Origin of the sequence: Paenibacillus sp. FSL R10-2788, from assembly GCF_038003885.1 — a bacterium.
In the GTDB taxonomy this organism is placed as follows: Bacteria; Bacillota; Bacilli; order Paenibacillales; family Paenibacillaceae; genus Paenibacillus_AQ; species Paenibacillus_AQ odorifer.
The window spans coordinates 4,060,654-4,086,409 of the sequence record NZ_JBBOQA010000001.1 but is presented as its reverse complement, the minus strand read 5'-3'; the positions used below and the strand labels follow the sequence as shown (position 1 = coordinate 4,086,409).

General features: G+C 42.9%; 25 protein-coding genes. 12 read left to right on the top strand and 13 right to left on the bottom strand.

Translation table 11 applies throughout. The annotated features are described in order from the left end of the window. Positions 1-600: 600 nt before the first annotated feature. Positions 601-1,314 (top strand): ABC transporter ATP-binding protein, encoded by a 714-nt coding sequence (locus NSQ50_RS18050; protein ID WP_036688363.1) that lies wholly within the window; start codon positions 601-603, stop codon positions 1,312-1,314. After that, positions 1,307-2,908: a hypothetical protein gene (locus tag NSQ50_RS18045; protein ID WP_076225154.1), complete on the top strand. Its 1,602-nt coding sequence runs from the start codon at positions 1,307-1,309 to the stop codon at positions 2,906-2,908. Before NSQ50_RS18050 ends, NSQ50_RS18045 begins: the two co-directional genes overlap by 8 nt. Before the next feature lie 86 nt (positions 2,909-2,994). Here the strand turns inward: NSQ50_RS18045 and NSQ50_RS18040 are convergent, their stop codons facing one another. Beyond that, positions 2,995-3,672 (bottom strand): TetR/AcrR family transcriptional regulator, encoded by a 678-nt coding sequence (locus tag NSQ50_RS18040; protein WP_038571872.1) that lies wholly within the window; start codon positions 3,670-3,672, stop codon positions 2,995-2,997. Positions 3,673-3,901: 229 nt separating this feature from the next. Between NSQ50_RS18040 and NSQ50_RS18035 the strand changes: the two genes are divergently transcribed. Together NSQ50_RS18035 and NSQ50_RS18030 are read left to right on the top strand one after the other, a co-directional pair. Beyond that, positions 3,902-5,335 (top strand): MDR family MFS transporter, encoded by a 1,434-nt coding sequence (locus NSQ50_RS18035; RefSeq protein WP_076225153.1) that lies wholly within the window; start codon positions 3,902-3,904, stop codon positions 5,333-5,335. Between the two features lie 94 nt (positions 5,336-5,429). Further along, a complete protein-coding gene (locus NSQ50_RS18030; protein ID WP_036688356.1) occupies positions 5,430-7,040 on the top strand; it encodes an S-layer homology domain-containing protein in 1,611 nt (536 codons plus the stop codon). Positions 7,041-7,139: 99 nt separating this feature from the next. On the opposite strand, the gene NSQ50_RS18025 is transcribed toward NSQ50_RS18030, so the two are convergent. The 5 genes from NSQ50_RS18025 to NSQ50_RS18005 all read right to left on the bottom strand — a co-directional run bounded on the left by NSQ50_RS18025 (position 7,140) and on the right by NSQ50_RS18005 (position 11,547). Beyond that, complete coding sequence (locus tag NSQ50_RS18025) at positions 7,140-7,856, bottom strand: glycosyltransferase family 2 protein (protein WP_076146502.1); 717 nt, start codon at positions 7,854-7,856, stop codon at positions 7,140-7,142. Further along, positions 7,853-8,590 (bottom strand): glycosyltransferase, encoded by a 738-nt coding sequence (locus tag NSQ50_RS18020; RefSeq protein WP_076225152.1) that lies wholly within the window; start codon positions 8,588-8,590, stop codon positions 7,853-7,855. Before NSQ50_RS18020 ends, NSQ50_RS18025 begins: the two co-directional genes overlap by 4 nt. 187 nt (positions 8,591-8,777) lie before the next feature. Beyond that, the gene (locus NSQ50_RS18015; protein WP_038571862.1) at positions 8,778-9,764 is read right to left on the bottom strand and encodes a phosphotransferase enzyme family protein; all 987 of its coding nucleotides are present in this window, start codon (positions 9,762-9,764) and stop codon (positions 8,778-8,780) included. A gap of 20 nt (positions 9,765-9,784) precedes the next feature. Continuing rightward, positions 9,785-10,588: a glycoside hydrolase family 43 protein gene (locus tag NSQ50_RS18010; RefSeq protein ID WP_143760578.1), complete on the bottom strand. Its 804-nt coding sequence runs from the start codon at positions 10,586-10,588 to the stop codon at positions 9,785-9,787. A 53-nt stretch (positions 10,589-10,641) separates the two neighbouring features. Continuing rightward, on the bottom strand, positions 10,642-11,547 hold the full coding sequence (locus NSQ50_RS18005; protein ID WP_256717122.1) for a helix-turn-helix domain-containing protein: 906 nt from the start codon (positions 11,545-11,547) through the stop codon (positions 10,642-10,644). A gap of 155 nt (positions 11,548-11,702) precedes the next feature. Between NSQ50_RS18005 and NSQ50_RS18000 the strand changes: the two genes are divergently transcribed. Next, positions 11,703-13,778 carry a beta-galactosidase gene (locus tag NSQ50_RS18000; protein ID WP_076225151.1) on the top strand — a complete coding sequence of 692 codons (2,076 nt, stop codon included), beginning with the start codon at positions 11,703-11,705 and terminating at the stop codon, positions 13,776-13,778. A gap of 49 nt (positions 13,779-13,827) precedes the next feature. Here the strand turns inward: NSQ50_RS18000 and NSQ50_RS17995 are convergent, their stop codons facing one another. After that, positions 13,828-14,373 (bottom strand): GNAT family N-acetyltransferase, encoded by a 546-nt coding sequence (locus tag NSQ50_RS17995; RefSeq protein WP_076098930.1) that lies wholly within the window; start codon positions 14,371-14,373, stop codon positions 13,828-13,830. Beyond that, positions 14,370-15,020: an NUDIX hydrolase gene (locus tag NSQ50_RS17990; protein ID WP_076146498.1), complete on the bottom strand. Its 651-nt coding sequence runs from the start codon at positions 15,018-15,020 to the stop codon at positions 14,370-14,372. The genes NSQ50_RS17995 and NSQ50_RS17990 overlap by 4 nt, the downstream gene beginning before the upstream one ends. Before the next feature lie 142 nt (positions 15,021-15,162). Here NSQ50_RS17990 and NSQ50_RS17985 point away from each other — a divergent pair, with 142 nt between their 5' ends. Together NSQ50_RS17985 and NSQ50_RS17980 are read left to right on the top strand one after the other, a co-directional pair. Continuing rightward, positions 15,163-15,687 (top strand): hypothetical protein, encoded by a 525-nt coding sequence (locus NSQ50_RS17985; protein ID WP_076146496.1) that lies wholly within the window; start codon positions 15,163-15,165, stop codon positions 15,685-15,687. A gap of 2 nt (positions 15,688-15,689) precedes the next feature. Then, positions 15,690-16,130, top strand: coding sequence for a hypothetical protein (locus NSQ50_RS17980; protein ID WP_076146493.1), 441 nt, complete (start codon positions 15,690-15,692; stop codon positions 16,128-16,130). A gap of 552 nt (positions 16,131-16,682) precedes the next feature. Here NSQ50_RS17980 and kduD read toward each other — a convergent pair. The 3 genes from kduD to kduI are packed head-to-tail and all read right to left on the bottom strand — an operon-like array spanning position 16,683 to position 19,107. Further along, complete coding sequence (kduD, locus tag NSQ50_RS17975) at positions 16,683-17,438, bottom strand: 2-dehydro-3-deoxy-D-gluconate 5-dehydrogenase KduD (protein ID WP_036688326.1); 756 nt, start codon at positions 17,436-17,438, stop codon at positions 16,683-16,685. 45 nt (positions 17,439-17,483) lie between these two features. Beyond that, entirely contained in the window at positions 17,484-18,239 is a 756-nt protein-coding gene (locus NSQ50_RS17970) for a DeoR/GlpR family DNA-binding transcription regulator (protein WP_038571843.1), read from the bottom strand. A gap of 34 nt (positions 18,240-18,273) precedes the next feature. Beyond that, positions 18,274-19,107 (bottom strand): 5-dehydro-4-deoxy-D-glucuronate isomerase, encoded by an 834-nt coding sequence (gene kduI / locus NSQ50_RS17965; RefSeq protein WP_036688322.1) that lies wholly within the window; start codon positions 19,105-19,107, stop codon positions 18,274-18,276. Between the two features lie 229 nt (positions 19,108-19,336). Here kduI and NSQ50_RS17960 point away from each other — a divergent pair, with 229 nt between their 5' ends. Continuing rightward, positions 19,337-21,013: a hypothetical protein gene (locus NSQ50_RS17960; RefSeq protein ID WP_076146491.1), complete on the top strand. Its 1,677-nt coding sequence runs from the start codon at positions 19,337-19,339 to the stop codon at positions 21,011-21,013. Between the two features lie 400 nt (positions 21,014-21,413). Continuing rightward, positions 21,414-22,838 (top strand): aspartate ammonia-lyase, encoded by a 1,425-nt coding sequence (gene aspA, locus NSQ50_RS17955; protein ID WP_036689072.1) that lies wholly within the window; start codon positions 21,414-21,416, stop codon positions 22,836-22,838. A gap of 148 nt (positions 22,839-22,986) precedes the next feature. Here aspA and NSQ50_RS17950 read toward each other — a convergent pair whose 3' ends face one another. Both NSQ50_RS17950 and NSQ50_RS17945 read right to left on the bottom strand, forming a co-directional pair. Then, on the bottom strand, positions 22,987-23,529 hold the full coding sequence (locus NSQ50_RS17950; protein WP_076146489.1) for a MerR family transcriptional regulator: 543 nt from the start codon (positions 23,527-23,529) through the stop codon (positions 22,987-22,989). Positions 23,530-23,553: 24 nt separating this feature from the next. After that, entirely contained in the window at positions 23,554-23,685 is a 132-nt protein-coding gene (locus NSQ50_RS17945; RefSeq protein WP_256716016.1) for a hypothetical protein, read from the bottom strand. A gap of 58 nt (positions 23,686-23,743) precedes the next feature. Between NSQ50_RS17945 and NSQ50_RS17940 the strand changes: the two genes are divergently transcribed. The 3 genes from NSQ50_RS17940 to NSQ50_RS17930 are packed head-to-tail and all read left to right on the top strand — an operon-like array spanning position 23,744 to position 25,702. Next, positions 23,744-24,364, top strand: coding sequence for a bifunctional transcriptional activator/DNA repair enzyme AdaA (locus NSQ50_RS17940; RefSeq protein ID WP_256717121.1), 621 nt, complete (start codon positions 23,744-23,746; stop codon positions 24,362-24,364). Next, positions 24,354-24,887: a methylated-DNA--[protein]-cysteine S-methyltransferase gene (locus NSQ50_RS17935; protein WP_076146485.1), complete on the top strand. Its 534-nt coding sequence runs from the start codon at positions 24,354-24,356 to the stop codon at positions 24,885-24,887. The genes NSQ50_RS17940 and NSQ50_RS17935 overlap by 11 nt, the downstream gene beginning before the upstream one ends. Next, on the top strand, positions 24,884-25,702 hold the full coding sequence (locus NSQ50_RS17930; RefSeq protein ID WP_076146483.1) for an SPL family radical SAM protein: 819 nt from the start codon (positions 24,884-24,886) through the stop codon (positions 25,700-25,702). The genes NSQ50_RS17935 and NSQ50_RS17930 overlap by 4 nt, the downstream gene beginning before the upstream one ends. The last annotated feature ends 54 nt before the right edge of the window (positions 25,703-25,756 follow it).

The window sequence follows — 25,756 nt, the reverse complement described above, 5'->3', positions numbered from 1 at the left end:
CCAAGGTAGTTAGCTCATCGTCCCCAAAGTAGTTTGCTTAGCGTTCAAAGTAGTTAGCTCATCGTCCCCAAAGTAGTTTGGATAGCGTTCCAAAGTTAGTTATCTCACCGTCCCCAAAGTAATTTGCTTAGCGTTCCAAAGTAGCTATCACATCGTCAGCAAAGTAGTTAGTTTACCCTTGCGGACCGTATTGCAGCTAAATAGTGTCTTTGGCGCCTTTTTTCAAAATAACGGATTGCATAGTGCTTATTCGGCTGATTTTGCAGCAAAAAGGAGCAGAAATGGCACAATAGCTGCATCTGAGTCCGAACGGAGTGGAAAAAGGCATGATTTTGTGAAATAAGGGCGCCTCGGTCCTATACATCGTGGCACCAACGAAGTCGATTGTTTAGCGTTCAAAAGTAAATTGCTTACCCTTACGGACCCGGTTACTATTCACCTCGCGCGCTATAGGGTGGGAATTTCCGATAAAAATATTTGTGAATGAATGAACTATCTGGACGGGCTAAACGTATTATAGGAAACGTATATTGAAGACGACGAAGCTATAGTAAATATGGCTTGTCGAGAGTGTTATGAGATTGGAAGGGGAGTGGCAAGATGTTGACAATCAAACATTTTACCAAGAGCTACAAGGGTGGTAAGAAGGCGGTAAATGATCTGAATTTGGTGGTCGAAAAAGGTGACATCTATGGCTTTATCGGTCATAACGGTGCGGGGAAAACAACAACTATCCGAGCAGTGGTCGGAGTTTTAGATTTTGAGGAGGGAGATATCGAGATTGGTGGGTACTCCATTAAAAAAGATCCCTTAGCCTGCAAAGCGATTACTGCGTATATTCCAGATAATCCGGATCTATACGATCATCTGACGGGCATTCAGTACTTGAATTTTATTGGTGATCTTTTTAGTGTATCGAAAGCGGATCGGGAGTTATTGATAAAGAAGTATAGCGATGAATTTGAGATTACCTCTAATCTGGGGGATTTAATCTCCGCATATTCTCATGGTATGAAACAGAAACTCGCGATTATCTCCGCGCTTATTCATAAACCGAAGCTACTCGTTCTGGATGAACCCTTTGTGGGACTTGATCCAAAAGCGGCACATACGCTCAAGAGAATCATGGCGGAGATTTGCAGCCAGGGCAGTGCGATCTTTTTTTCGACGCATGTACTGGATGTGGCCGAGAAGCTCTGCAATAAGATTGCCATTATCAAAGCGGGTGAATTGATCACTCATGGGAAAACAGAAGAGGTGAAGGGTGACAGCAGCCTTGAAGATGTGTTTTTGGAGTTGATTAAACATGATTAATATCTGGCGATTGACGAAAATTCAGCTGATCTCATCGTTTGGGTTAAATAAGGCTTTGCATACAAGGGATATGAAAGAAAGACGAAAAATGCTTTTGCTGAGCATCGGTATCTTAATAGGGATTGTCATGATGGCAGTAGTTTCATTTGGATATAGCTTCATGATAGCAGAGACCCTTGAACAGATAGGCCGGCCAGAGCTGCTGCTTGCGATTATGATGGCTGTTACTTGCTTGATTGGATTTTTTACAACGATCTATAAGGCGAGTGGGGTATTATTTGGCTCCAAAGATTACGATCTCGTAATGTCGTTGCCTATCAAAACGAGCCATATCGTAGCAAGCCGTGTAGTTCAGCTCTATGTGCTGAATATACTGTTCTCATTGATGGTGATGGTGCCAGCAGGTGTAGTTTATGCTATAAAGGTAAATCCGGCAGTAGTATATTATTTATTTTTCATGATAACGCTGCTATTTATCCCATTAGTGCCGATCATTGCTGCAACAATTATAGGGGCATTGATTAGTTGGATTTCCTCACGTTTTAAAGGAAGTCGTTTAATAAGTCTCATTCTGACTTTTGCCGTAATCATTGTTATTATTTTGGGTTCAGGCCAAATGAATGGGAATGACCCGCAGTTACTTGCGGATATGAGCACACAAATTGCCGATCAAATCTTCAACTTATATCCTTTGACGGTTATGTATGTAGATGCTGTCTGCTCGTATCAGGTAGCTCCTTTACTATTATTTATAGGGATTTCGTTACTTTCTTTTATGTTGTTTACCCTTATTCTTGGCAGCAAATATAAAGCAATACACACAGGCCTTACGACTTCTTACTCAAAGAATAAGTATCAAATGAGGTCACTTGAAGTCTCTTCACCGCTTTACACATTGTATAAAAAAGAGCTGCGCCGCTATTTCAGTTCTTCTATATATGTGCTAAATACGAGTATCGGTATGGTTATGTTACTTGTCATGGCGATTACCTTACTGTTTGTTAGCTCAGAGCAATTAGGACAAATTATGGAAATACCAGAACTCTCTAACTATCTAAGCAGATTGGCGCCACTATTTGTTTCCCTCTTTGTTGCATTAAGCTGTACGACATCGAGTTCGATTTCGCTTGAAGGTAACCATATTTGGATTTTAAAAAGCGCCCCCGTTCCGACAAAAACCATATTATTAAGTAAAATCGTAGTGAATCTCACCATTACAGTACCGATTGTGATTGTTAGTAGTGTGCTTCTAATGATTTCTCTGGGCACAGGCTGGATGGAGAGCTTGTTATTGCTAATAATCCCCGTCCTATACGCTTGTCTTACTGCAATGGTAGGTGTGATCGTTAACTTGAAGCTTCCTAAACTGGAGTGGACTAACGAAGTCTCAGTAATTAAACAAAGTGCTTCGGTCCTTGTAGCGATGATTATAGGATTTATCAGCTTGCTGATTCCATTTGGTTTGAGTTTTCTTTTATCCGATCTAAATGGTAATCTCGTTATGTTAGGTATTGGTGTGGTGATATTTGTGGCCTGTGGAGTGATGTATAGATACATTCAGTCCAAAGGAGAACTTTTATTTCGGGCTCTTTAAAAAAGGGCATTCCAAAAGCCGAAATCGGCTGCTGGGATGCCCTTTATTTGTGCCAAGATTTATTGTCGTGAAAAATCCCCTAAGCTCTACTGTCGCTCATTAGCTAACTGTTCAATTCCACTCACCATTATTTTTAGACCTGTATAGAACATCTTATCGGAGCCAATTTCATTAAAGATATTGTTTTCGTACATTCGTTTTATAACATTAGGTCCATCCCCTGATAAGTGCTCAAGCGATTGTTTAAATACCTCTCTAGCATCTCCATTAGGTTCATTTTTCATGGCTAAGTCAATTCGATCCTGCTCATATTTGTCCAATTCGAAAGAGATTACATAGTTTAACACGCAAGCAATTAAGGAGAATTTGTCACTATCGCTTAAAGGAAGATGATCCACGATCTGAAGCAAAGTATTCAGTAAAGATAGATAATTAGGTTCAGAAGGCAAGGTTCTCATCATCAGCTGAGCCGAGCAAGGATACTTATGTAAAACCCCGCGGATTCGATCTGCAAAATGAAAAAGCTGTTCTTGCCAATCACCTTCGAGATTCGCAGTTTCGAGGGCTTCTTTGGCGATCTCATTAGCCAGTGTCTGGAAAATACTCTGTTTACTCTTAAAATGCCAATAGAGAGAGGCGGCTTGTATATTTAATAGTTCTGCTAATTTACGCATACTAAATGCCTCTATGCCGATATCATCCAGCAGCTCCCAAGAAGCTTTTATTATATCTTGTTCAGTGATTTGCAGATTTTTGATTCTCATCGAAACGACCTCCTGTTACTGTCTTCTTTTATCATAAGCGAAGATGGATGGCTGGTCTACCATCGTTAGATTACCGGTTTATCTTACACTGTTAGATATTTTTATTTACAAGCAAATAAACGGGTGCTATATTAATCTTACACTGTTAGTTTAACGGTGCGATTTTTTAAAAAGGAGGCAGCGGTTAGCTATTTTATTAGTAAAAATTAAAAAGGATGTGTATAGACCCATGAGTAATCTACAAGTGGAACAATCCCAACCAGTCACCAAAGAATTTTCTATAAAAGCAATACTTCCCGTAATACTGGCACTTATAACAGGAATGTTGCTGGTTATGCTCGACAGTACAATTATGAATGTAGCGATCCCGCAGCTTGAAAAAACCTTTGATGCTAGCCTAAAAACAATACAGTGGGCCATCACGGGTTATACGCTGGCTTTATCCGTAATTATCCCATTGGCCGGTTGGTTCTCGGATAAGTTTACTGCCAAACATGTTTTTTTAGCTTCGATCGTATTGTTTACCATAGGTTCTTTATTATGCTCAATGGCACAATCCACAACAGAGCTGATAATCTTTCGTATTTTGCAGGGATTAGGCGGAGGGATGATTGCTCCAATTGGTATGGCTATGTCATTCAAAATCGCACCTCCCGATAAAAGAGGTTCAATCATGGGATTGCTTGGACTACCGATGTTAATTGCGCCTGTTCTTGGTCCTGTACTGTCAGGATGGCTGTTGGAATATGCAAGCTGGCACTGGATTTTTCTGATTAATGTCCCCATTGGTATTATTGCAATGATTGTTGGAGTGAAATTTCTTCCGGTAATAGAGAAGGGGAATAAAGCTAAATTGGATATTTGGGGTGTGATTTTATCACCACTCGCTTTCTCCAGCTTGGTATTTGGGGTGCATAGAGGGGGAGTGGACGGCTGGGGGGATCGTATAACGATTATATCTCTTGCGTTCAGCTTCATTGCTTTAGCCTTGTTTATTTTCGTGGAATTGCGCCAAAAAGAACCGTTATTGGAACTTCGCTCTTTTCGATCTCTAGAATTTAGTAAAGGTATGATTTTGACCTGGATTAATCAGTTCGCCTTATTTGGTTCGATTCTGTTAATTCCAATTTTTTTGCAGCAGGTCAGAGGTTTTTCTTCCTTTGAATCGGGACTTTTAGTTATTCCTCAAGCTTTAATATCCTTTGCTGGCATGATTATTGGAGGAAAATTATTTGATAAGTATGGAGCTCGGCCCGTTGTGTTCTCTGGACTTGTGCTGCTGTCCACCGGACTCTTTCTTTTGTCACGTTTACAAAATGATACAAGTGTATACGTTATGATCAGTTATTTTGCCATTATGGGACTTGGCCAAGGATTAACTACTATGCAGCTCGGTACACATGTGCTTAAGGCCGCTCCGAAGGATTTGATCAGCCGTGTGACCCCACTTACTGCCTCTGCACAACAAATTGTGGGTTCCTTTGCTGTCGCTATAATGTCGGGCTTATTGACTTCGAATATAGCTACTCAAATGAGTCAAGGAAATCAGAAGCTACCTTTAGAGGCTATGGTTGCAGGATTTCACGACACGTTCCTAGTTTCATTGGGCTTGGCGCTGTGTGGTGTGGTTCTTAGTCTCTTTTTGCATAATCCGAAGAGCTGATCCTATCGTACTCTACCAATATTTTAGCGATGTTTATGGATTGTATCCTTGGTATAATTCAAAGATTGATAACCAAGGGGGAATCTCTTAACCCGTGAAGAATATATTTGCTAGATTTACTATAATGACCCTCGCTGTCGTGCTATACGCCGGAGTATTTATTCAGCATATATCGGCCGATAACGGGGTTCCTTTTGAGGATATAAACACTAGTTATGCAAAAAAAGAAATCATAGATTTATATAACCGGAATATATTAACTGGCACCTCGAATACTAAATTTTCACCTACTCAATCGATTACTAGAGCTGAATTTATTACAGTTCTTGATCGTCTGTTGAAGCTTGATCCAGCGTTGAGTCCGGTATCTCCTTATACCGACGTAGCCAAAAGCGCTTGGTATTACGGCTGGATACAGGCAGCAATTCAGCTTGAACTGGCGAACGGCACTTCGGCAACTACTTTTGCACCCGCAAAAGCAGTTACTCGGCAGGAAGCGGCTGTGTGGATAGCCAAAGCGCTAAAGCAAACAAACACTGCAACTACCGCACAAACCAATTTTAAAGATCGGCAACAAATTGCTAGCTGGGCAAGTGCTGCTGTAGCCAAGGTTAATGATCGCGGATTAATGAAGGGCGATAATAGCGGAAATTTTCGACCCACGGACCCGATAACCAGGCAAGAGACGGCAGTGCTGATGGATCGGGTGCTGCAACATACAAGCTGGGCGGCAGAGCTGGAAAGTGATCCGGACAAACGTATTGTTATAGGCTGGCAGTATGGTCTCACGACGTCACAATTTGAGAATCATGTTTTGCAATCGAACGTCAACACACTCTCACCACGTTGGTATTATGTTGGAAAAACAGGGACAGTAACGGATTCGACAGATGTCTCGCTGGTAACTTGGGCAAAAAAGAATAAAAGGCAAGTCTGGGCGATGGTTGGCAATCGATCGGATCAAGAAGCGACGCATCAAATGCTGTTGAGTACAACCGCAAGGAATACGGCAGTCAAACAATTAGCTGCTTTAGTGAGTAAATATGGATTAGATGGACTAAATATAGATTTTGAAAATGTAGCGGCCGAAGATCGTGTGTATTTGACTTCGTTTATTACTTTATTGGCCGAGAAAATGCATTCGCTCAATGTTATTCTGTCGATGGATGTATCCCCTGATCTTGGAACGGATTGGACAGAAGCTTTTGACTATGCTGCCCTAGGCAAGCAAGTGAATTACATGGTGATGATGGGGTATGATGAGCATTATGACGGGAGTCAAGTTCCGGGGTCCAATGCTTCGCTTTCTTATGATCAAAAGGCTGTGAATACAATCCTAAAAGTTGTACCTAGTCAAAAAGTTATATTGGCATTGCCCTTATATAATCGGGATTGGACACTGAACCAGAAGGGAACGGTTTTATCCTCTGAATATATTACGCTTCCGGAGCAAAATCAGATCATCAGCAGCTATGCATCGAAACCTGTGTGGAATTCTACTCTGGGACAATATGTCGCGAGCTACTCGAAACAAGCTATAAAACATACGATTTGGATTGAGGATGGGCGTTCATTAATAACTAAATACAACTTAGCGGTTACTAAAAAACTAGCTGGAGTAGCTTATTGGTATATAGGCGGAGAAAGCTCTGATATATGGGCTAGTTTAAGGAATGCAGAGAAATTTTTCGATTACACTTTTTAAAAATATGAAAGACTGGATGCGAATAGCCGCTTAGCTAATTGCTGTCCAGTCTTTTTATTGGGTTACTAAGTCGCAACTGCTAGAATGAGTTTGATTAAATCAGCCTCGAGTTACGTATTTTTTGAAGTTTTTTACCTTTAGAACTTTAACATTTTGAGCTAGAAGTTTCTTGTCACTAACGATCCATGTGTGATCTTTGGAGTTTTTTCTACGAACCGCAGCGAAGTTATACTTATTTCCTGCATAAATCTTAAAGCCCTGTGCAGCGCAATCCGCACAAAACTTAACACATTCACCTTTATTCCAATCTGGAAAAGAAATCTGCTGGAAGACATTTCGTTTTACGAGTAGGGTGGCACCCTGAACATTGGTTACCTGTTTATTTTCCATATTAAGATAACGAAGCAAGAGTAGCTTCTTATCATTTAAATACATATAGTGAGCTCGTTTTCCAAAGATATCAGCTTTAGTTTTATGGAGGATTTTCATACTATCCGTTAAATAGTTGGCAGAGTAATAATCGTCGTCATCAAATTTAGCGATACAACTATAATTCGCTAAGTGCACACCAAAATTCAGACAAAACCCGAGTGAACGATATTCTGGTAGTTTATAGATCCGTACGTTTTTATGTTTTTTTGCAGCATGTATATAATCTTCAATTCTCAAGCTATCATTATTTATGATCACGATAAGTTCTTTAGATTTGAAATTCTGTCGTTGATAGTTATCAAACATGGTTTTAATACAATCAAGTCGTTTCGTACAAGTTAGAATAGACACAGCAGATGAAGTAGATTCAGCAGTTAACTTCATAACGGAATCTTTGGACTGCGTCCAACAAAATTCCTGTAGTTTTTAATATTCCGGATGATCTTATGGTTAGCTATTAACGTACTATCACTGATAATCCATGTATGTTTTGAAGAGTTTTTTCTACGTATGGCAACGAAGTTATTTTTACTCGCAGAATAAACCTTATAACCTTTCTTTCTGCTTCTGCTGCAAAAGAGATCATCCTCACCTACGTTTTTATTAGGAAATTTCACATGATCGAATACTTTTCGTTTGAAGACGAGCGTAGCGCCAGGGAGATGGGTAACCGTCCGGTGTTCATCATTTGCAAAACGAAGAATCAAAGTATTTGAACCTAGTAAATACATATAGTGAGCCCGTTTTCCAAGGATATCAGCTTTAGTTCTTTGTAAGGTCAGATTACTTTCCGTCAAATAATGAGGGGCATAATAATCGTCGTCATCAAATTTGGCGATGGTATGATATTTGCATTTTGTTACGGCATAGTTTAAGCATGAACCGAGAGATTTATGTTCAGGTTTACGAAATATCTTAATATTTTTGTGTTTTTTAGCTAAGGTTAGGTAGGGGGATAGTGGAATTTTATTATTATTGATAATAATGATAAGTTCTTTATTTGCATATTTTTGTCTGCTGTAATTTTGAAATAGGTTGTTTAAATAATTATGGCGATTGGTACAGGTAATAATGGAAATACCTTGTTGGTTCGCCTTGTAGTGAGGTACAGCACTCATTTAACCAACCCCTCATATGCATTTTTGGGAAAAGTCTCATTTATACGATATGTCCAAGTTAGGATAGAGTCACGGCATATCAACCTCTTAAAAGCAAAATGGACTTGTTTAGAGAACACAAAACCCACAGTGATAGCTGTGGGTTTTGTAAGAGAGACACATCATATGAAACGCTTTGGATGTTTGTTCAGAAATAAGACTCAATGATGGAAATACCATTCTCAATTCTCGCCTTACTCTGCGTTAAATAATCTTTGGTCCAATCATCTAGGTTAGACATATCAAAACTCCGGTACATCCCTGTATAAACAATAATCTCTCTTAATCGAAGAAAAAGAGGAATTAGCTTCAGCTCATTTTCTGAAATACTGTTCTCTTTAACGTAGCCTTTTAGAAAGTGCTCCATAAAACGCTGACATTGAAGCTGCCTGTCCTCCATACTATCATCCCCGTAAACGTAGACTAGATAATACAGTTGAATGGCGATATCTTCTACAAACCAGCTGTACTGAGCTTCATCAAAATCAAACAAGGTCAGCTTACCATTGTCGACCAAAAAGTTGCCTACATTGATATCCCCATGGATGAGACCATAGGTATTTATATCAGCGTCGAGATGCTTTAGCCGATCCATAAGCGCCTTACAGCTTTCTAAAACGCCACTTTGGGATGAAGGAATAAACCTGGTTACATTCTGCAGGTAGTAGTTCTGATGCCACGCATGTCTTTTGGTGTGTGGTTTATAAGATTTTGCTAATCTGTGCATTTGTCCAGTGATCATGCCACACTGCTCATAGAGCTCTACATCTTTCAGGCAGTCTGGGTAACCTATTCGTTTCCCTTGTGCTTTTTCAAAGGAAGATACCCTAAAGCACGAATCACCGATCTCTATTTGCTCAACTAAATTACCCTGAAGAGAACATACGGGTCTTGATACTGAAACGCCATGATCTGCTATGTATAGAATCCATTCAAGTTCAGCCGCCAACAAATCCTTACTACGTAGCGAGCTATGAGTAAATCTTAGAATATATTGATGGTTACTAAGTTGGTATTCATAAACAAAATTTTGAAATCCGCCAATGAACGTTAGCTCATCTATGGGGATACCATATTTCGTACAGGCGGCACTTACAATCTGGTCATTAAATAAGGACTTAATCTTTTGTTCCAAGGGTTCTACTCCGTTCTACATTACAATGATTTTATCGAAATCGTTCTGGAGCTTTCCTGGATCTCAATAAGCAGCGGCCGTTCTTGTGGGTTGAGATTTGGGGCATGAATAGCCAGCATAAGTCTGCCCGTCAAATCACGAAACAACATTCCATGTCCACCATCTTTGGCATAAAGAGGCTCAGGATCATGTTGCCAAGGTCCACTAATGTCACCGCTGATGGATCGGGCTAAACCCATGGCATAACCACCGGCTCCACTGCTAGACCACAACATAAGCAGCTCACCACTGCTAGTCTGATGCATAAAAGGACCGTCAGTTACGTACTGCCCTTCTTTGCCACCTACCGTCCAAGGAGCTTGTGAAGCCTGGAAAAGCAGCACGGGTTCACCAATACTAGCGCTTAAATCCTCCTTCAGCCGAACGGCATACATTTCTCCATCCGTCACTTCAATCCATTCACGGCAAAAGATCATCCAAGGTTTGTCTTCTTTATCTACATATAACGTTCCGTCAAGGCACTCCCAAGAAGCAGGGGTAATCGGATGATTGCTGATAGGGAGATAAGGACCCTCAGGTGTTTCCGCGCTTAATATTTGTGTCCCCCGTGGAACCCCATGTCTTTTAAAAGAAGCGAACATATAATATTTTCCGTTGTAGCGGTGAACCTCTGGTGCCCAGAAATGATGATCAGCCCAAAAATTAGGATCTGGACGAAAGGCAGCAATGGGTTCGGACCATTCCTGAAGATCTGAGCTGATATATACATCGAAGCCGTGAGGTGTGCCACTCCAAGCTGTTAGGCCATCTGTGGTGCCCCCAATTCACAAGCTATCATCTGCTTAATTTTACAATATCTTCATTAGGCTTGGAAGCGTTACTTCATTTGCTCGCCTAGTAGCAAACGTATTTTCATTACTCCTGGTGTACAGCCGTAGTTTTTTCGGAAGACACGTATAAAATAATTAGTCTCCATGCCCAGCTGAAGCGCAATATCTTGAACGGGGATCTCCACATCCTCCGTCATTAATTGCAGCGCCCGCTCCAGCCGCAGATTCTGCAAATACTTATGCGGAGTGACCCCGTATTCCTGCACGAATAAACGCTGGAAATGCTGCACGGAGTAGCCGACTGCTGCTGCAAGATTGGAGATCAGAAGCGGTTCTGTGTAATGCTCGTTGATCAGCCCGACGGCTGTAGTTAGGGCTTCATTTCGGACAGACTCGAAGGCTAGACGATTAGCGGAGCTTTGTGAACTCTTGGCAGGGCGCAGCATTAAGAGCAGTCTATAGAGCGTGATAGACAACTCCTGCATCCACATCTCGTCTTGCCGATTGGAGGCAGGAGAATTCACCGTATGCCAAATTTGGCCGATTTCTTCCCAGCATTGTTCAAAACGCTCCGGTCGATAAGGAGCAGAAGGGAGCAGTTCAAGCGCTTCCAGCAATCCTTGAGCTTGACTGCCTTGAAAACCGATAAAGCCAACATGCCACGGTTCATGAGAGGTAGGATAATATTCATGACCTCGATCTGGTGGGAAGGCAAAAGCCATCCCCGGTTCCAGTATGATTTCTGTGCCATTTTCCAGATCACGAAATAAACCGGTTCCGGTCCGGATCAAAAAGATTTGATACACAGGAAATCCTGCTGGGCGCACATGATGGAATTGGATATGACGACCTACAGAGTAGGGGGATAGGGGTAACGTTCCAGAGTCGCGTGGTAATTCAATCAGAGAAAAAGGCAGCAGGTTCATCACCTCATCTTCATTTTGTGCTATCACTTCGAGACTATATTCCTACTGATTGAAATGACTTTTCTTATATTATAAATAGTATAAATGATGATTCCTGAATTAGATAGCTTACGCTTCTAGCCTGTCATCAGAGAATAGTCCCATTCCATAAATGGGCAGAATTGAGAGGATGATCGTACACAATGAATAAAAAACATTCCCCGATAAGCAGTAAAGCTGGTGTCATGCTGCACGGTGCTGATTATAATCCTGAACAATGGCTTAAATATCCGGAAGTATTGCGTGAGGATATCCGATTAATGAAGCTGGCGGGCTGCAATGTCATGTCCGTAGGCATTTTCTCGTGGGTATCTCTTGAACCAGAAGAGGGTGTGTTCACTTTCGAATGGTTGGATGGTGTACTTGATTCTTTTGCAGAGAATGGGATTTACGCTATCTTGGCAACGCCAAGTGGTGCCCGCCCAGCATGGATGTCGCAAAAATATCCAGAAGTCTTAAGAGTGGAGCGTAACCGTGTTCACAATTTGCATGGCTTCCGTCATAACCATTGCTATACCTCACCAGTGTACCGTGAGAAAACTGCAATTCTAAATGCAAAGCTAGCGGAACGGTACAGCCAGCATCCAGCCATTATCGGGTGGCATATTTCGAATGAGTTCGGTGGGGAGTGTCACTGTGAGCTCTGCCAGGATGCTTTTAGAGAATGGCTGAAGGTGAAATATAATAACAGTTTGGATGAGGTGAATCATGCTTGGTGGGCTACTTTTTGGAGCCATACCTATACTTCATGGTCACAGGTTGAATCCCCAGCTCCACATGGTGAGACACAAGTACACGGCTTGAATCTTGACTGGCGGCGTTTTGTTAGTGAACGGACGATTGACTTCTGCCAGCACGAGATCAATACGGTTCGTCCGTACAATCTAGAGCTGCCTATTACGACGAATATGCATATGATCGATGGTATTGATTACCGCGAGCTGGCCAAAATCTTGGATGTGGTCTCATGGGACGCTTATCCAGACTGGCATTATACCGAAGACGGTGACGATACTAGATTGGCAGCATGGACGGCGATGCACTACGACTTAATGCGCTCTTTTAAAAAGAAACCGTTCTTGCTGATGGAAAGCACGCCATCCCTTACGAACTGGCAATCGGTCAGTAAGCTAAAACGTCCCGGAATGCACAAGCTGTCTTCCTTGCAAGCGGTAGCGCATGGTTCGGATTCTGTGCAGTATTTCCAATGGCGCAAAAGCCGCGGATCAAGTGAGAAGTTCCACGGTGCAGTTGTAGACCACAGTGGCCACTCCGAGACTCGAGTATTCCAAGATGTAGCGGAAGTAGGAAAGACGCTGGCGGGAATGACGGAAGTAGTGGGTACGTCCACTCCGGCGCAGACGGCGATTATTTTCGATTGGGACAACCGCTGGGCGATAAAGGATGCGCAAGGCATCCGTAATTCCGGATTACGTTATGAGGAGACGGTGCTGCAGCATTATCGTGCACTTTGGGAGCTGGGCATTCCAGTTGATATTATAGGCTCTGGAGATGATTTGTCTGCCTACAAGCTGGTTGTTGCACCTATGTTATATCTGATTAGTGAAGAGAATGGAAAGCGAATTGAGAAATATGTGGAGCAAGGCGGCACATTCCTCGCAACCTATTGGTCAGGAGTAGTTAACGAAACGGATTTATGTCATCTGGGAGGATTCCCTGGTCCACTGCGCAGAACACTGGGGATTTGGGCAGAGGAGACAGAAGGGCTGCACAGCCGTGATCTGAACGGGTTAGTAATGGAGGCAGGTAATAAACTTAAGCTAAGCGGTGACTACGATGCGCATGAGATTGCCGAGCTGATTCATTTGGAAGGTGCAGAGGCTTTGGGGCATTATCGCAACGATTTCTATGCGGGCCGTCCAGCGCTTACAGTCAATCGTTTCGGTGAAGGAAATGGGTACCATCTTGCTACCCGGGTGAAAGAGACTTCATTCTATGTTGAGCTATACGCAGCGATCACATCTAAGGCAGGAATTACCCGTGCGATGGATAGTGAGCTTCCAGCAGGTGTGACTGCACAACTTCGCACAGATGGCGAAAGTGATTATGTTTTTGTGCAAAATTTCAGCGGCAGTCCGCAAACGGTAGAGCTGGATGGAGCGGAATACACAGACTTGGAATCAGGTCTTTCAGCTCCGGTCCTATTGAATCTAGCGGTGAATGGACTCGTGATGTTGAAGCGTAAAGCATTAGTATAATAAAAAGGCAGGACCTGAGATTCAGGTTCTGCCTTTTTTTTGAATAGAATCAGTTCTTAACTCTTCCCATCATAATGGTGTTATACAATTTGCCGTCCGATAGAAGTTTATCTTTCTTTAAAATCCCTTCGATTTCAAAGCCAAGCTTTTGATAAAGCTTAATAGCATTGGTGTTCGTTTCCAGCACATTTAGGGTGATCTTTTGAATACCGTTAGTGTCAGCCCAGGCAATCGATTCGCCAAGAAGATTTTTTCCAATACCATATCCCCAATACTCCTGCAGCACACATACTCCGAATTCTACTTTATGAGCGAATCTTTTTAAGGGATAACCTTCGCATCTGGAGAACGCAACGATTTGATCATCCACTACTGCGACTAGAAAGAGGTTATTATTTTTCTCTGAATCGGCTTGAATAAGCTGTTCAAATCCTTCTTCGTCAATAAAGGCTTCGCCTGGTTCCCGATCTAAATTCTCAGTCTCTCCATCGATACGTACTCTTAATTCAGACAACACCTTAGCGTCTTTTGAGGCAGCAGATCTAATGCTGTATTGGATTCCATTCACTGTAGATGTTTGAGGATTAATGATCATATGTCCTCCGTGACGATGGTTGATGTTAGAATTATTGCTTCGATGCCCTCAATGATCCGAGTGAAATAAGCTGCTTCATGAGGCACAAAATGAGTCCGATCCACACTCTGTTGAATGTTGATTTTCTGCCCGTTTGAATCGACTTTGAAACCATTGATTTGTAGACTATGTATTTCTCCCTGCCAAAAGCTTCGGAAGTCCGCAAACTTTGTGATAACAATTCCTGCGACCTCTTCTTCTTGCAGCTTAAAATCGTCCAGTGGATAAGGATTGTTATAAACAAAAACATGCGCTCGTTCTTTATCGATTAGATTTTCTTTGATCATACAGTAAGGAATTGTACCTAAGGGAATCAGCTCATCAAAAGCTAGCTCCAAACCGAGTTCTTCTTGAACCTCGCGAATCCCGTCCTCTACCGTTTCGTGTGTCAGCAAATGTCCAGCGGCCGTGATGTCCAGCAATCCTGCATATTCTTGTTTCTGCTCACTACGAAGCTGTAAATAAATATAGGGGATTTCTTGGGTTTTGCTTATAAACCAGCAGTGGAAGGTCTCGTGCCAATGTCCTAACCGGTGTACTTCTTTCCGTGGAGCTGTACCGATTCGGTGACCGCCTTCATCAAATATAGTAAGTATCTCATTATGCATAGAAAAGCTCCTTCGTGAAAATATCTACTGCCTAAAGCGTATCATAAAAACGATCGAATTGCTTCATGTGCCCAAGCGATTTTTATTGACATCGTTAAGAAAGATATGTATATTTTTGGATGTTAATCAAAGGAGGAGTTAAATGAATTTAGTAGCCATGAAGCAGGAAGACTTGGACACTTTAAGTGATGAAAGGTTAGGATGGGCCTGTATGGAGCCTACCTTTCAGCTGATTCGCGGAAAATCGCCATCGACCAAATCAGAAGTGATCTCGAAGCTCACAGAGGGGCAACAAGCATTATGTATGTTCAGAGTGCTATATGGTCACAGCTGTAATTCCGAAGGGGAGTATTATGCTTGGATTTCCTACATGCAAGACCTGCCAGGGTATTGGACAGGGGTGATAGGAGGCATACGATTTTTTGACGATTCACCCATGATTCTTTTGCTTCAGGAAACAAAGACATTTCTCGAGGAAAGAAATCATCGACTGGGTAAAGAGTGGGCGGATGCTGCCATCACGGATTTGGATCGAGACCCTCAGCTGTTAGAAGTAATTACTGGGTTATTCGAACGATATAAGAACCTGACACCAAATACGCATAGAATAATTGGCGAATATATTCGCTCTCATCCAGAGGAGTTTGTAGAAATAGGGTGTTCATAATTATGAATATGAAGAAACGTTATGTATTTCTCGTACTTATTTTTTTATTGATCGAAATCCCAGTAATCATTAATCTCTACCATAGTTATAATTCATTTGAGAATTTAGTGTTGGATCAAATCGACGAAACAGAAATCACCTCTATCGAGATTGAGAAATACTCAGTGGATGAAAAGGTAGTGATTGAAGATCCGAAGGAAATTGAAAAGATCATTTATGCTTTTTCAGATGTAAAATTGAGAAGAAGTAGTGCTTTGGACAAATCTACGGAGACCTACTGGATAAGTATTATTGTGAATAACAGCTTGAGGTTTGGCATGAATCTTACGGATACTAACTTCCTGTATGTGACGGATCTTGATAAGAAGGACAAATACAGTTCGGGAAACTTTAGAATGACTAGTGATTTTGATGTGAATTGCATTGCAAGCTTATTTAAATGACGCAGAAGGATCAACCACCACTGGTACTGAGATTTTCGGACCCAGATGCCCCTATTTGCGAATTTAACGCCTATTAAGCAGGTTTTCGGACTCCAGCGTCGCTATAGCTCAGGAAGGAGCTTATAATTAGCTTTTTTTGCACCAATAGCGGCTATGAGGTCCGATAGCTATCCAAATAGCGGATAAAACGGTGTATAAGGTCAGCTGAGTCCTTTAGCTTCTGCATGTGCAGATTGTTCAGTTGAGTCCTTTAGCTGCTGCGTATGCAGATCGGTTAGTTGAGTCCTTTAGCTGCTGCGTGTGCAGATTGTTCAGTTGAGTCTTTTAACTGCTGCGTATGGAGATAGGTCTGCTGAGTCCTTTAAGCTGCTGCGTATGGAGATCGGTCAACTGTGTCCTCTAGCTGCTGCATGTGCAGATCGGTCAGCTGAGTCCTTTAGCTTCTGCGTGTGCAGATCGGTTAGTTGAATCCTTTAAGCTACTGCGTATGTAGATGGGTCAGCTGAGTCAAAAAAAATGGGTGCCCCTATGGGACACCCATTTTTGTATGGATTATCTAGCCATCCATCCGCCATCCACATTAAGAACGTGACCGTTCAGGTAGTCAGATGCTGCGGAAGCCAAGAATACGGCAGGACCTTTAACATCATCAGGCGTTCCCCAACGTGCTGCAGGGATACGGTCTAAGATAGAGTCCGAACGACTTTGGTCGGCACGGATTGGAGCGGTATTTTCAGTAGCCATATAACCTGGTGCAATTGCATTGATGTTCAGACCGGAGCCTGCCCATTCATTGGCAAAAGCTTTAGTAAGACCAGCAACCCCGTGTTTACTCGCAGTGTAACCAGGGACATTGATTCCGCCTTGATAGGAGAGCATGGAGGCGATGTTAATGATTTTGCCGGATCCTCTTTCCAGGAAGTGGCGGCCTGCAATTTGCGACAGAAGGAACACTGTGTTCAGGTTCAAATTGATTACATCAAACCAGTCTTTTTCACTATGATCTTTTGCCGGTGCACGGCGGATCATTCCGGCGCAGTTTACGAGAATGTCAACATGTCCGGTCAGCTCTAGCGCTTGGTCAAAAGTGCTTTGCAGCTTGCTATGATCACTTAAGTCAGATTCGATACTAACTGCTTTTACTCCAAAAGCTTTTGCTGCATTTACAGTTTCTTCACTCGAATTAAGGGAGACTGATGCAACATCTGCACCGGCTTCTGCAAATGCAAGCGCGATTCCTTGTCCAAGACCTTGAGCTGCGCCTGTTACAATAGCTGTTTTACCTGCCAAGCTGAATAATGATGACATATAAATTACGCCCCTTTATTGTAAATGGATTGTTATTCCGGGTTTTTACCCGCATTCAATTGTAACGCCTGCACTGCGGAACTGTTCTGCCGTTTCGGGGGAGAGCCCTTTGTCCGTCAGGATCACGTCAACTTCTTGTAGGGAAGCGAAGGTACGCAGTGCAGTATGGCCGAATTTATGATGATCTACAACCGCGAATACCTTACGGGCTGTAGATACAAGGGCTTGCTTGAACTCAATTAAATCTCCTGTATAAATGGAGAGTCCATGCTCTATATGAATAGCAGTCGAAGAAAGGAATGCTTTTTGAATATTAAGCTTTTGTACATAGGAGACGGCTTCAGGACCAGCCAACATATTACGGACACGATAACCACCGGGAACGACCAGACGGATGTTATCTTTGGGAACCAGTTCGCTGATGATGTATACATCATTGGTGACTACCGTTAGTGGCATATTGTCCAGACGCCGAGCAATTTCAAGCGTGGTGCTACCGCCGTCAAGAGCGATAATATCGTCCGGTTCAATATGAGCAAGCGCACGCAAGGCAATCTCCGTCTTCTCGTCAGAGTATTTATCCAGCGGGTCCTTGGAGGGCAAAATACCAAACTGGTCGCTTTGTGCCAGCACAGCTCCGCCATGTACACGTACGATCAGTCCTTGTTCCTCCAGCCTACTTAAATCCTCGCGTATTGTTTTTCCAGTAACCTGAAGCTTATCGCTCAGTTCATTCACCGTTACATCTTTTTGGTTCAGCATAACTTCCATAATCATCTCGTGTCGTCGTATCGGGTTCATCCGCCTGCCTCATCTTTCCGTAATTGATTTATCTCTATTGTAATTCTTTCATGGATACGGGGTCCATATCATCATATCTTTTATTATCGCCAGCCATACTCCAGATAAAAGTATAGTTATGAGTGCCGACACCACTGTGGATGGACCAGCTTGGAGAAATAACCGCTTGTTCGTTATGCATTACGATATGGCGGGTTTCGTCAGGTTCTCCCATCAAGTGGAATACAACGGAATCGTCCGGAAGATCAAAATAGAAATAGGCTTCCATCCGGCGTGGATGGGTATGTGCTGGCATTGTGTTCCACATGCTGCCTGGTTTCAGTTGGGTCATACCCATAACCAGTTGGGCACTTTGCACACCATTTGTGTGAATGAAGCGGTGGATTGTCCGCTCGTTAGAGTTCTCCAGACCACCCATCGCACCGGATTCAGAATCGGCCAGTGTGGTTTTGGTAGTAGGGTAGGACTGATGGGCAGGAGCAGAATTCAAATAGAATTTAGCAGGTTTGGAAGCGTCTGCACTTTTGAAGACTACATCTTTAGAACCTTGACCTACATAAAGACATTCTTTGAAATCTACTTCATATTCTGTGCCATCTACAACCACGGAGCCTTTACCACCGACATTGATGATGCCCAGTTCACGGCGTTCCAAGAAATAAGTAACCCCAAGTTCTTTAAGGTCAGTAGTAAGCGCAACCTCTTCTTTTACAGGATTAGCTCCACCAACGATCATACGATCTTCATGGGTTAGGACAAGCTTTAGCTCATCTGGTGCAAAAATAACGGGAATGTGGAATTCCTTACGGAGGCGCTCAGTGTCAAATTGTTTTACTTCATTAGGATGGGATGCGAAACGTCTTTCCATTGAATGTTCAATCTCCTTTGTGTACATATTATCGTTCGTATAGGTACACTTTAGTCCATTTATGTTCATTTTACAAGTACTAATCTTTTCTCTTTCGTTTATTTATGTTTATTTATTGGTTTTTCCAATTGCAAAATGAACGGAAAGTGTGCACAATAGAGCTATTATGCTCGATTTTCATGAATGCCGGAAGATGATATAAAACTGAAATGATGGAGGTTGAAAAGTAATGCCGGGGTTGAAAAATATCCAGAGTACTTATAAGGAACGTCAGCAAGAAATTATTTTTAATATAGCACTGGAAGCGGAGCAACGCTCTTTATTGGAAAGTGGACTCTGGTTCCATGATGATGTGCGAAATAACTTTTATTATGCTTCGTATCTTTTTGCAGCGGCTGTTGATGATTCATTTGAGCTGCCTTTTGATCGTGAGCAAGCGAAACAGAAAGCACAGGATGTGCTGCTGGAGATCTTAATGCTTCAGAACCGGCAGCCTGGCACGGAGTTATACGGCCATTGGCCACTCGGATTAAATCCAGTGCCGCGAGATGCGTCACCGCATGAGTTACCAGTGGAGCTTATGGGCAACCTGCTGGCGTATTTTTGCAAAAGATACGGAGAAGCATTAAACGCTCAACTTCGCATAGTTCTGAATACAGCGTTTGGACATATTTATCGCAGTGATTTCTACCGTAAGCCGGTGGTTACTATTGGGCATCATGAAGCTAAATATACAGCTGCTAAGCTGATTTTTGGCACCATGTTTGCGGATGAAATATTGCTTGAGGATGGCCGGCAGAGTCTGAAGGATACACTGGCTTATATTCGTACTAAAGGGATGCCGGAATACGGCAGTCTTCCGTGGTTTTGGCATTGGGTGCAGGCATTCACCTGTGCGTTGGAACTTGTCCCGCCTGAGGATACGGAGCTTACTACAAGCCTTAAAGAAATGCTTGACCATTTATGGAATGTACGAGCTGAATTCTATCTGCGTGGCGCTTGGGTTGGTGCGCATTCTAGAGGCTGGCCGCATGATGTTCCCGGCGATGCTAATGTGCTTCATGATTATGTTCAGTTTGGAGATTTCCAGCTGCCTGAGATGATGCCGCGCACGGAGTATGCCGGTTTATTATTCTATCAAGCATCCGATGAAATATTAGCCGCAGCCATGAATCACCAGTCACCAGTGGAAGTAAGGAAGATTACTCAGAAGGTTGTCCCAACGGATCCACAGCCGCAGCCTTTGCTTCATTCCTATGCTTATATTACAGAAGAGTTTGCAGCAGGCGGGATGTGGGAGCGGGTTGAGGAATTCGATAATGAGCAGCTTCGCTGGGCTTTTTCGTTACCTGTGAGTGGAGAGGGAGGCGCAAATCAGCTGTATTTCTTCCACCCGGGACAAGGCTACAATGAGGGAGATCCCCGCCATCAAAGCCGTTATATGGAGGTTCTCTATCACAAGAATGTCATCATTTCTCTATTCCCAATCCCCCAGGGTGAAAAGAATACGATCATCGGTGTACTTCCCCAAGGGGAATGGAAACAAGAGCCTAACACATTGTACGGGCAGGTTGGTGAGACGTATGTTGTTATTTATTTATCTCACTCTTATCAGCTGCAGGAACGGTCTAGATTCATAGAGGTATCAGTCGCAGGGATGCCGGGTGGTGTGATCGTTGAAGCATTGGGCATTAAGAAAGCGGCTGAATGTGGTATTATTGGTTTAGAGGCTTTTGCCGCAGCTATGGCTCATAAAGAAAGGAATTTCGAAGTGGGAGAGGTATTAGCAGCGAATTATACCAACATGGATGGTGAAAGCTTAGTTCTGAGTATTAGTAGGGAGTCAGAATTACCGCAAGCTCAGCTTAATGGAATCCAGATCTCATTAGATCATTATTCAGTATAAAAAATACACAATTGCTGTGATAAATAGTAATCCAAGTCGGCCTTTTTGGCCGGCTTCTTTAATAAGGAGGTACATGAAAGGATGTGATGCCCCATTGCACAGCCCGCAATAGATACCTAAGTATCCGTAAACGTGATTTTGTCCAAAATACTTATAATTGGGGTGAGCGACAATTTATCTGGATAAACTAGACCTAACGATTTGGTAATTCAATCCTCCCTAAGCACATTTCCCTTTAGAATAGCGGTATTAGGTTACTAAATAGTAATTAATTACATTAAACCCTATTTTTCTGAGAGACATTTGTCACAATAAAGGTTAATATCTAAGTGAGATAGAAATGATTGCGCTTACTTATTTTCTAATAAACCTAATCATAATGAATGCGAGGGATATAACAGTGATTGAAACTGAATTTCGTGTAGAAAATGACTTTCTAGGCAGTAAACAGGTAGATAAGAACGCTTATTATGGGATTCAGACACTACGCGCAGTCGAGAACTTTCCTATTACGGGCTATCGGGTTCACAAAGAGTTAATCAAAGCGATGGGGATTGTAAAAAAAGCCGCTGCGCTTGCAAATATGGAAGTTGGCCGTCTCTATCGAGGGCTTGGAGAAGTTGTAGTGAAAGCAGCAGAAGAAATCATCGAGGGTCAGTGGCATGAGCAATTTATTGTAGATCCTATTCAGGGTGGTGCGGGTACCTCGTTAAATATGAATGCGAATGAGGTTATTGCTAACCGTGCTTTAGAACTGCTTGGCCATGAAAAAGGAGACTATCGTCACTTAAGCCCCAATTCACATGTAAATATGGCGCAGTCTACAAATGATGCGTTCCCGACGGCAATTCATATTGCCACACTTTCACTGCTGGAGCAGCTGCTTGTAACGATGCACAGAATGCATGATGTGTTTGCGGTAAAAGCGGATGAATTCGATCCTGTGATAAAAATGGGTCGGACACATCTTCAAGATGCAGTGCCGATTCGTCTGGGTCAAGAATTCGAGGCTTATCGCAGAGTGCTGGAAAGAGATATCAAACGTATTGAACATACACGCCATCATCTGTATGAAGTCAATATGGGGGCAACAGCAGTAGGTACAGGATTAAATGCTGATCCTCGTTATATTGAATTGGTTGTAGAGCACTTAGCTGAGATCAGTGAATTGCCGCTCGTAACGGCAGATCATCTCGTCGATGCCACCCAAAATACGGACGCCTATACAGAAGTGTCTGCTGCCCTAAAAGTATGCATGATGAACATGTCCAAGATCGCTAATGATCTGCGGTTGATGGCCTCCGGTCCGCGGACTGGGTTTAATGAGATCTCATTGCCTGCACGCCAGCCTGGATCTTCAATTATGCCGGGCAAAGTTAATCCGGTTATGGCAGAGGTCATTAATCAGGTGGCTTTTCAAGTCATAGGGAACGATCATACGATCTGTCTGGCTTCCCAAGCGGGTCAACTGGAGCTGAATGTTATGGAGCCTGTGCTTGTGTTCAATCTCATTCAGTCCATCAGTATCATGAACAATTCCTTCCAAGTCTTCACAGACTTCTGTCTGGCTGGGATTGAAGCCAATAAGGAAAAGCTTGAGCGGGACGTGGAGCGGAGTGTCGGAATCATTACAGCTGTGAACCCGCATCTGGGGTATGAAGTGGTATCGCGGATTGCTAGAGAGGCGATTTTGACTGGGGAATCTGTACGGGAATTGTGCATTAAATATAATGTGCTAACCGAAGAAGAGCTTAATCTGATTCTGGATCCTTACGAAATGACACATCCGGGGATTGCAGGAGCAGCTTTATTGCATAAAGAGTAGAATGTTCCGGAGGATCGAGCTTATTGTTAGGAAAAAGCAAACCCCCCGCCACCGTTTAGGGTGACAGGGGGAGATCCTAAATATGTTTTTACTTATATGAATCTACTTCGGGATTGTCTGAAGTAGGTTCTTTTTTTACATTTCAGGCTTAAAAGAAAAATAAAGAACGTAACAGGCCGCGTTTTCTTGGCGGAGCCGTTAGCCTGGTAGTGGCAGTGGACTGGGAATTTTCATAAGAGGTGAGCGGTTTGCCGTTAGACACTTGCAACGGTTCTATGGATGCCGCTATTTGCTTGATCATTATTCGTAGATCCTCAAGCTCCTCACGCTGCTGTAGCAGTTGTATCAATACTACTTCGTCGGCTTTTTGATCGAGTGCACGTTCAACATTGTTGATGCGAGACAAGATATCCTTCATAGGCTCAGCATCTGTGTGCTGTAGTGGATTTTCCTGTTGTGATGTGGAAATTTGCTGCTCATTCGTGAGTGTGAGTTGTATACATTCCAAGGCTTCTCCGTGATTAATACGGTCTTTAATATGATTGAGCAGGCCGATTTGCTGCTCTGAGAACACATAATGGCCAAATCGGTCTTTTGGAAAAAAATCAGGGAACATGGCAGCCCAACGTTTAATTGTGGTTAGACTAACTGACAGCAGCTCTGCGGCATCTTTTGTTTTTAGAATATCCAATTTCGATTCCTCCAGTTCACGTAGTCATGTTATGAGTAATATTCGTTGTCCAGCAGCGGCTCCCTGCACGGTTGACAAAGGTAGTGCGTATTCGCTAAACAAAGTGTAATTACGAGCAATCTCACCCTTTTGGATTTCACTATCTTGCTTTTCCATTCCAAATTGAGTACAGATGAGCCTGCTCAGGGGTATAATTGCATTAGAGGTGAAGGCGATGAACAAGATTGAAGATGAGGAACAAATGACTGAGGAGCAATGGCAGGCTATTTTGCAAAACGATGTTGCTTATAACGACATATTTTTTTATGCGGTGAAGACTACAGGGATTTTTTGTCGACCCTCTTGCAAATCCAAAGCACCCAATCGGGAGAATGCGTGTGTTTTTCAGAATGCTGAACAAGCGCTGGCTGCCGGATTTCGTCCTTGCAAAAGATGTAAACCGACAGGTGAGCGTCTTCCTGATAAGGAATGGGTAGCTGTGATGACGGAATACATTGATCATAATTATATGGCCCCCCTCTCCCTTGAAACGTTAGCTGAGGTATGTCATGGCAGTCCTTATCATTTACATCGAACCTTTAAAAAAGTAACAGGAATCACTCCCGTGGATTATATACAGCAAAAGAGAATCGCTAAGGCCTCTGAGTATTTGCTTACTACAGAGCAGGCAGTTGCTGAGATTGCATTACGCGTGGGTTTGCCCAATACATCATATTTTATTACTTTATATAAGAAAAAAACGGGGTATACGCCCACACAGTTTCGTCAGCTTAACAAACAGAAAGTAACGTTGGCTTCTGATTTTATTTTGGAGGGACCGAATCATGGAGAATAAAACAAATGCTATTCTATACTGGACATTATTAACCGATAAGGACTGGAGTTTTTATATTGCAGCCACAGAAAAGGGGTTAAGTTATGTGGGTTCACAGCAGCAACCCTTTGAGGAATTAAGCGAATGGGTTAGACGTCGTTTTCCGGGGAGTGAACTGGTGCAGGACGATGAGAAGATGGCGCCATATGTGAAGGAGCTTAGCGAATATTTGCAAGGGAATCGGCAGAGCTTCGGCATTCCTTTTGATTATCAGGGTACTCCTTTTCAGCTTGCGGTATGGAAGGCGTTATGTGAAATTCCATATGGGCAAACCTGGTCCTATTCGGATATTGCTACACATATTCAAAAACCAGCTGCGGTGCGCGCGGTAGGGACTGCCATTGGTGCGAATCCGATTCTGATTACGGTGCCCTGCCACCGGGTTATTGGTAAGAATGGGACATTAACAGGATACCGGGGTGGTTTGGATATGAAGACCAAGCTACTTCAATTGGAGAGAGGAGAGTATACAGCAGATATATGAAAATAGAGTCCAATTACACCTCCCCAAAAACCTTGCTGAATAAAGGAACAGGTTATCTGTCAGGCTACAGTCATTCCTTAAATCCATATACGGGCTGCACTTATGGCTGTTCCTATTGTTATGTACGCCAGATGCCTGTCTCGCTGTTCCGCAAAGAGGAGTGGGGGACGTGGGTAGATGTTAAACAAGAAGCGGCTGTGATTTTACAAAAAGAACTGCACAAAGCGAAGGCGAAAGGCCCCGTCTCTATTTTTATGTCGTCAAGTACAGATCCCTATCAACCGGTAGAGCACAAGGAACAGGTGACGAGATCTTTACTGGAGGTTATGGTACAAGACCCGCCCGATTTCCTATTCGTGCAGACCCGTAGTCCGCTGGTTCGCAGAGATATAGATTTATTATTACGTTTAGAGGATAAGGTTCGAGTAAGTATAACTGTAGAAACAGACCGTGAAGATATTCGGCAAAAATTCACACCAAGCGCTCCACCCATTGCGGCAAGACTGAAGACGTTACAGCTTCTGCGTGAAGCTGGCATCCCCGTTCAAGCTACTATAGCGCCAGTACTGCCAAGCAGTCCAGCTTTTCCAGCGACCTTAAGGGCTCTGGTGGATAGAGTCTGTGTGGATGACTATTTTATGGGCGACGGCAGCGGCGGCAAACGCACACGGAGATTAGGGATTTATTCCCTATATGAAGAGCTGCAACTGGAAGATTGGTATGATCCTGCAGCATATCGCAGAGTGTATGAAGGACTTCAGCAAGTTTTTTCCGAAGAGGAGCTATTCTTGAGCCAGAAGGGGTTCGAGCCTTAATCTGAAACATGGTATAATAAATGAGAGCATTCATACTTAGTATTTAATATACTT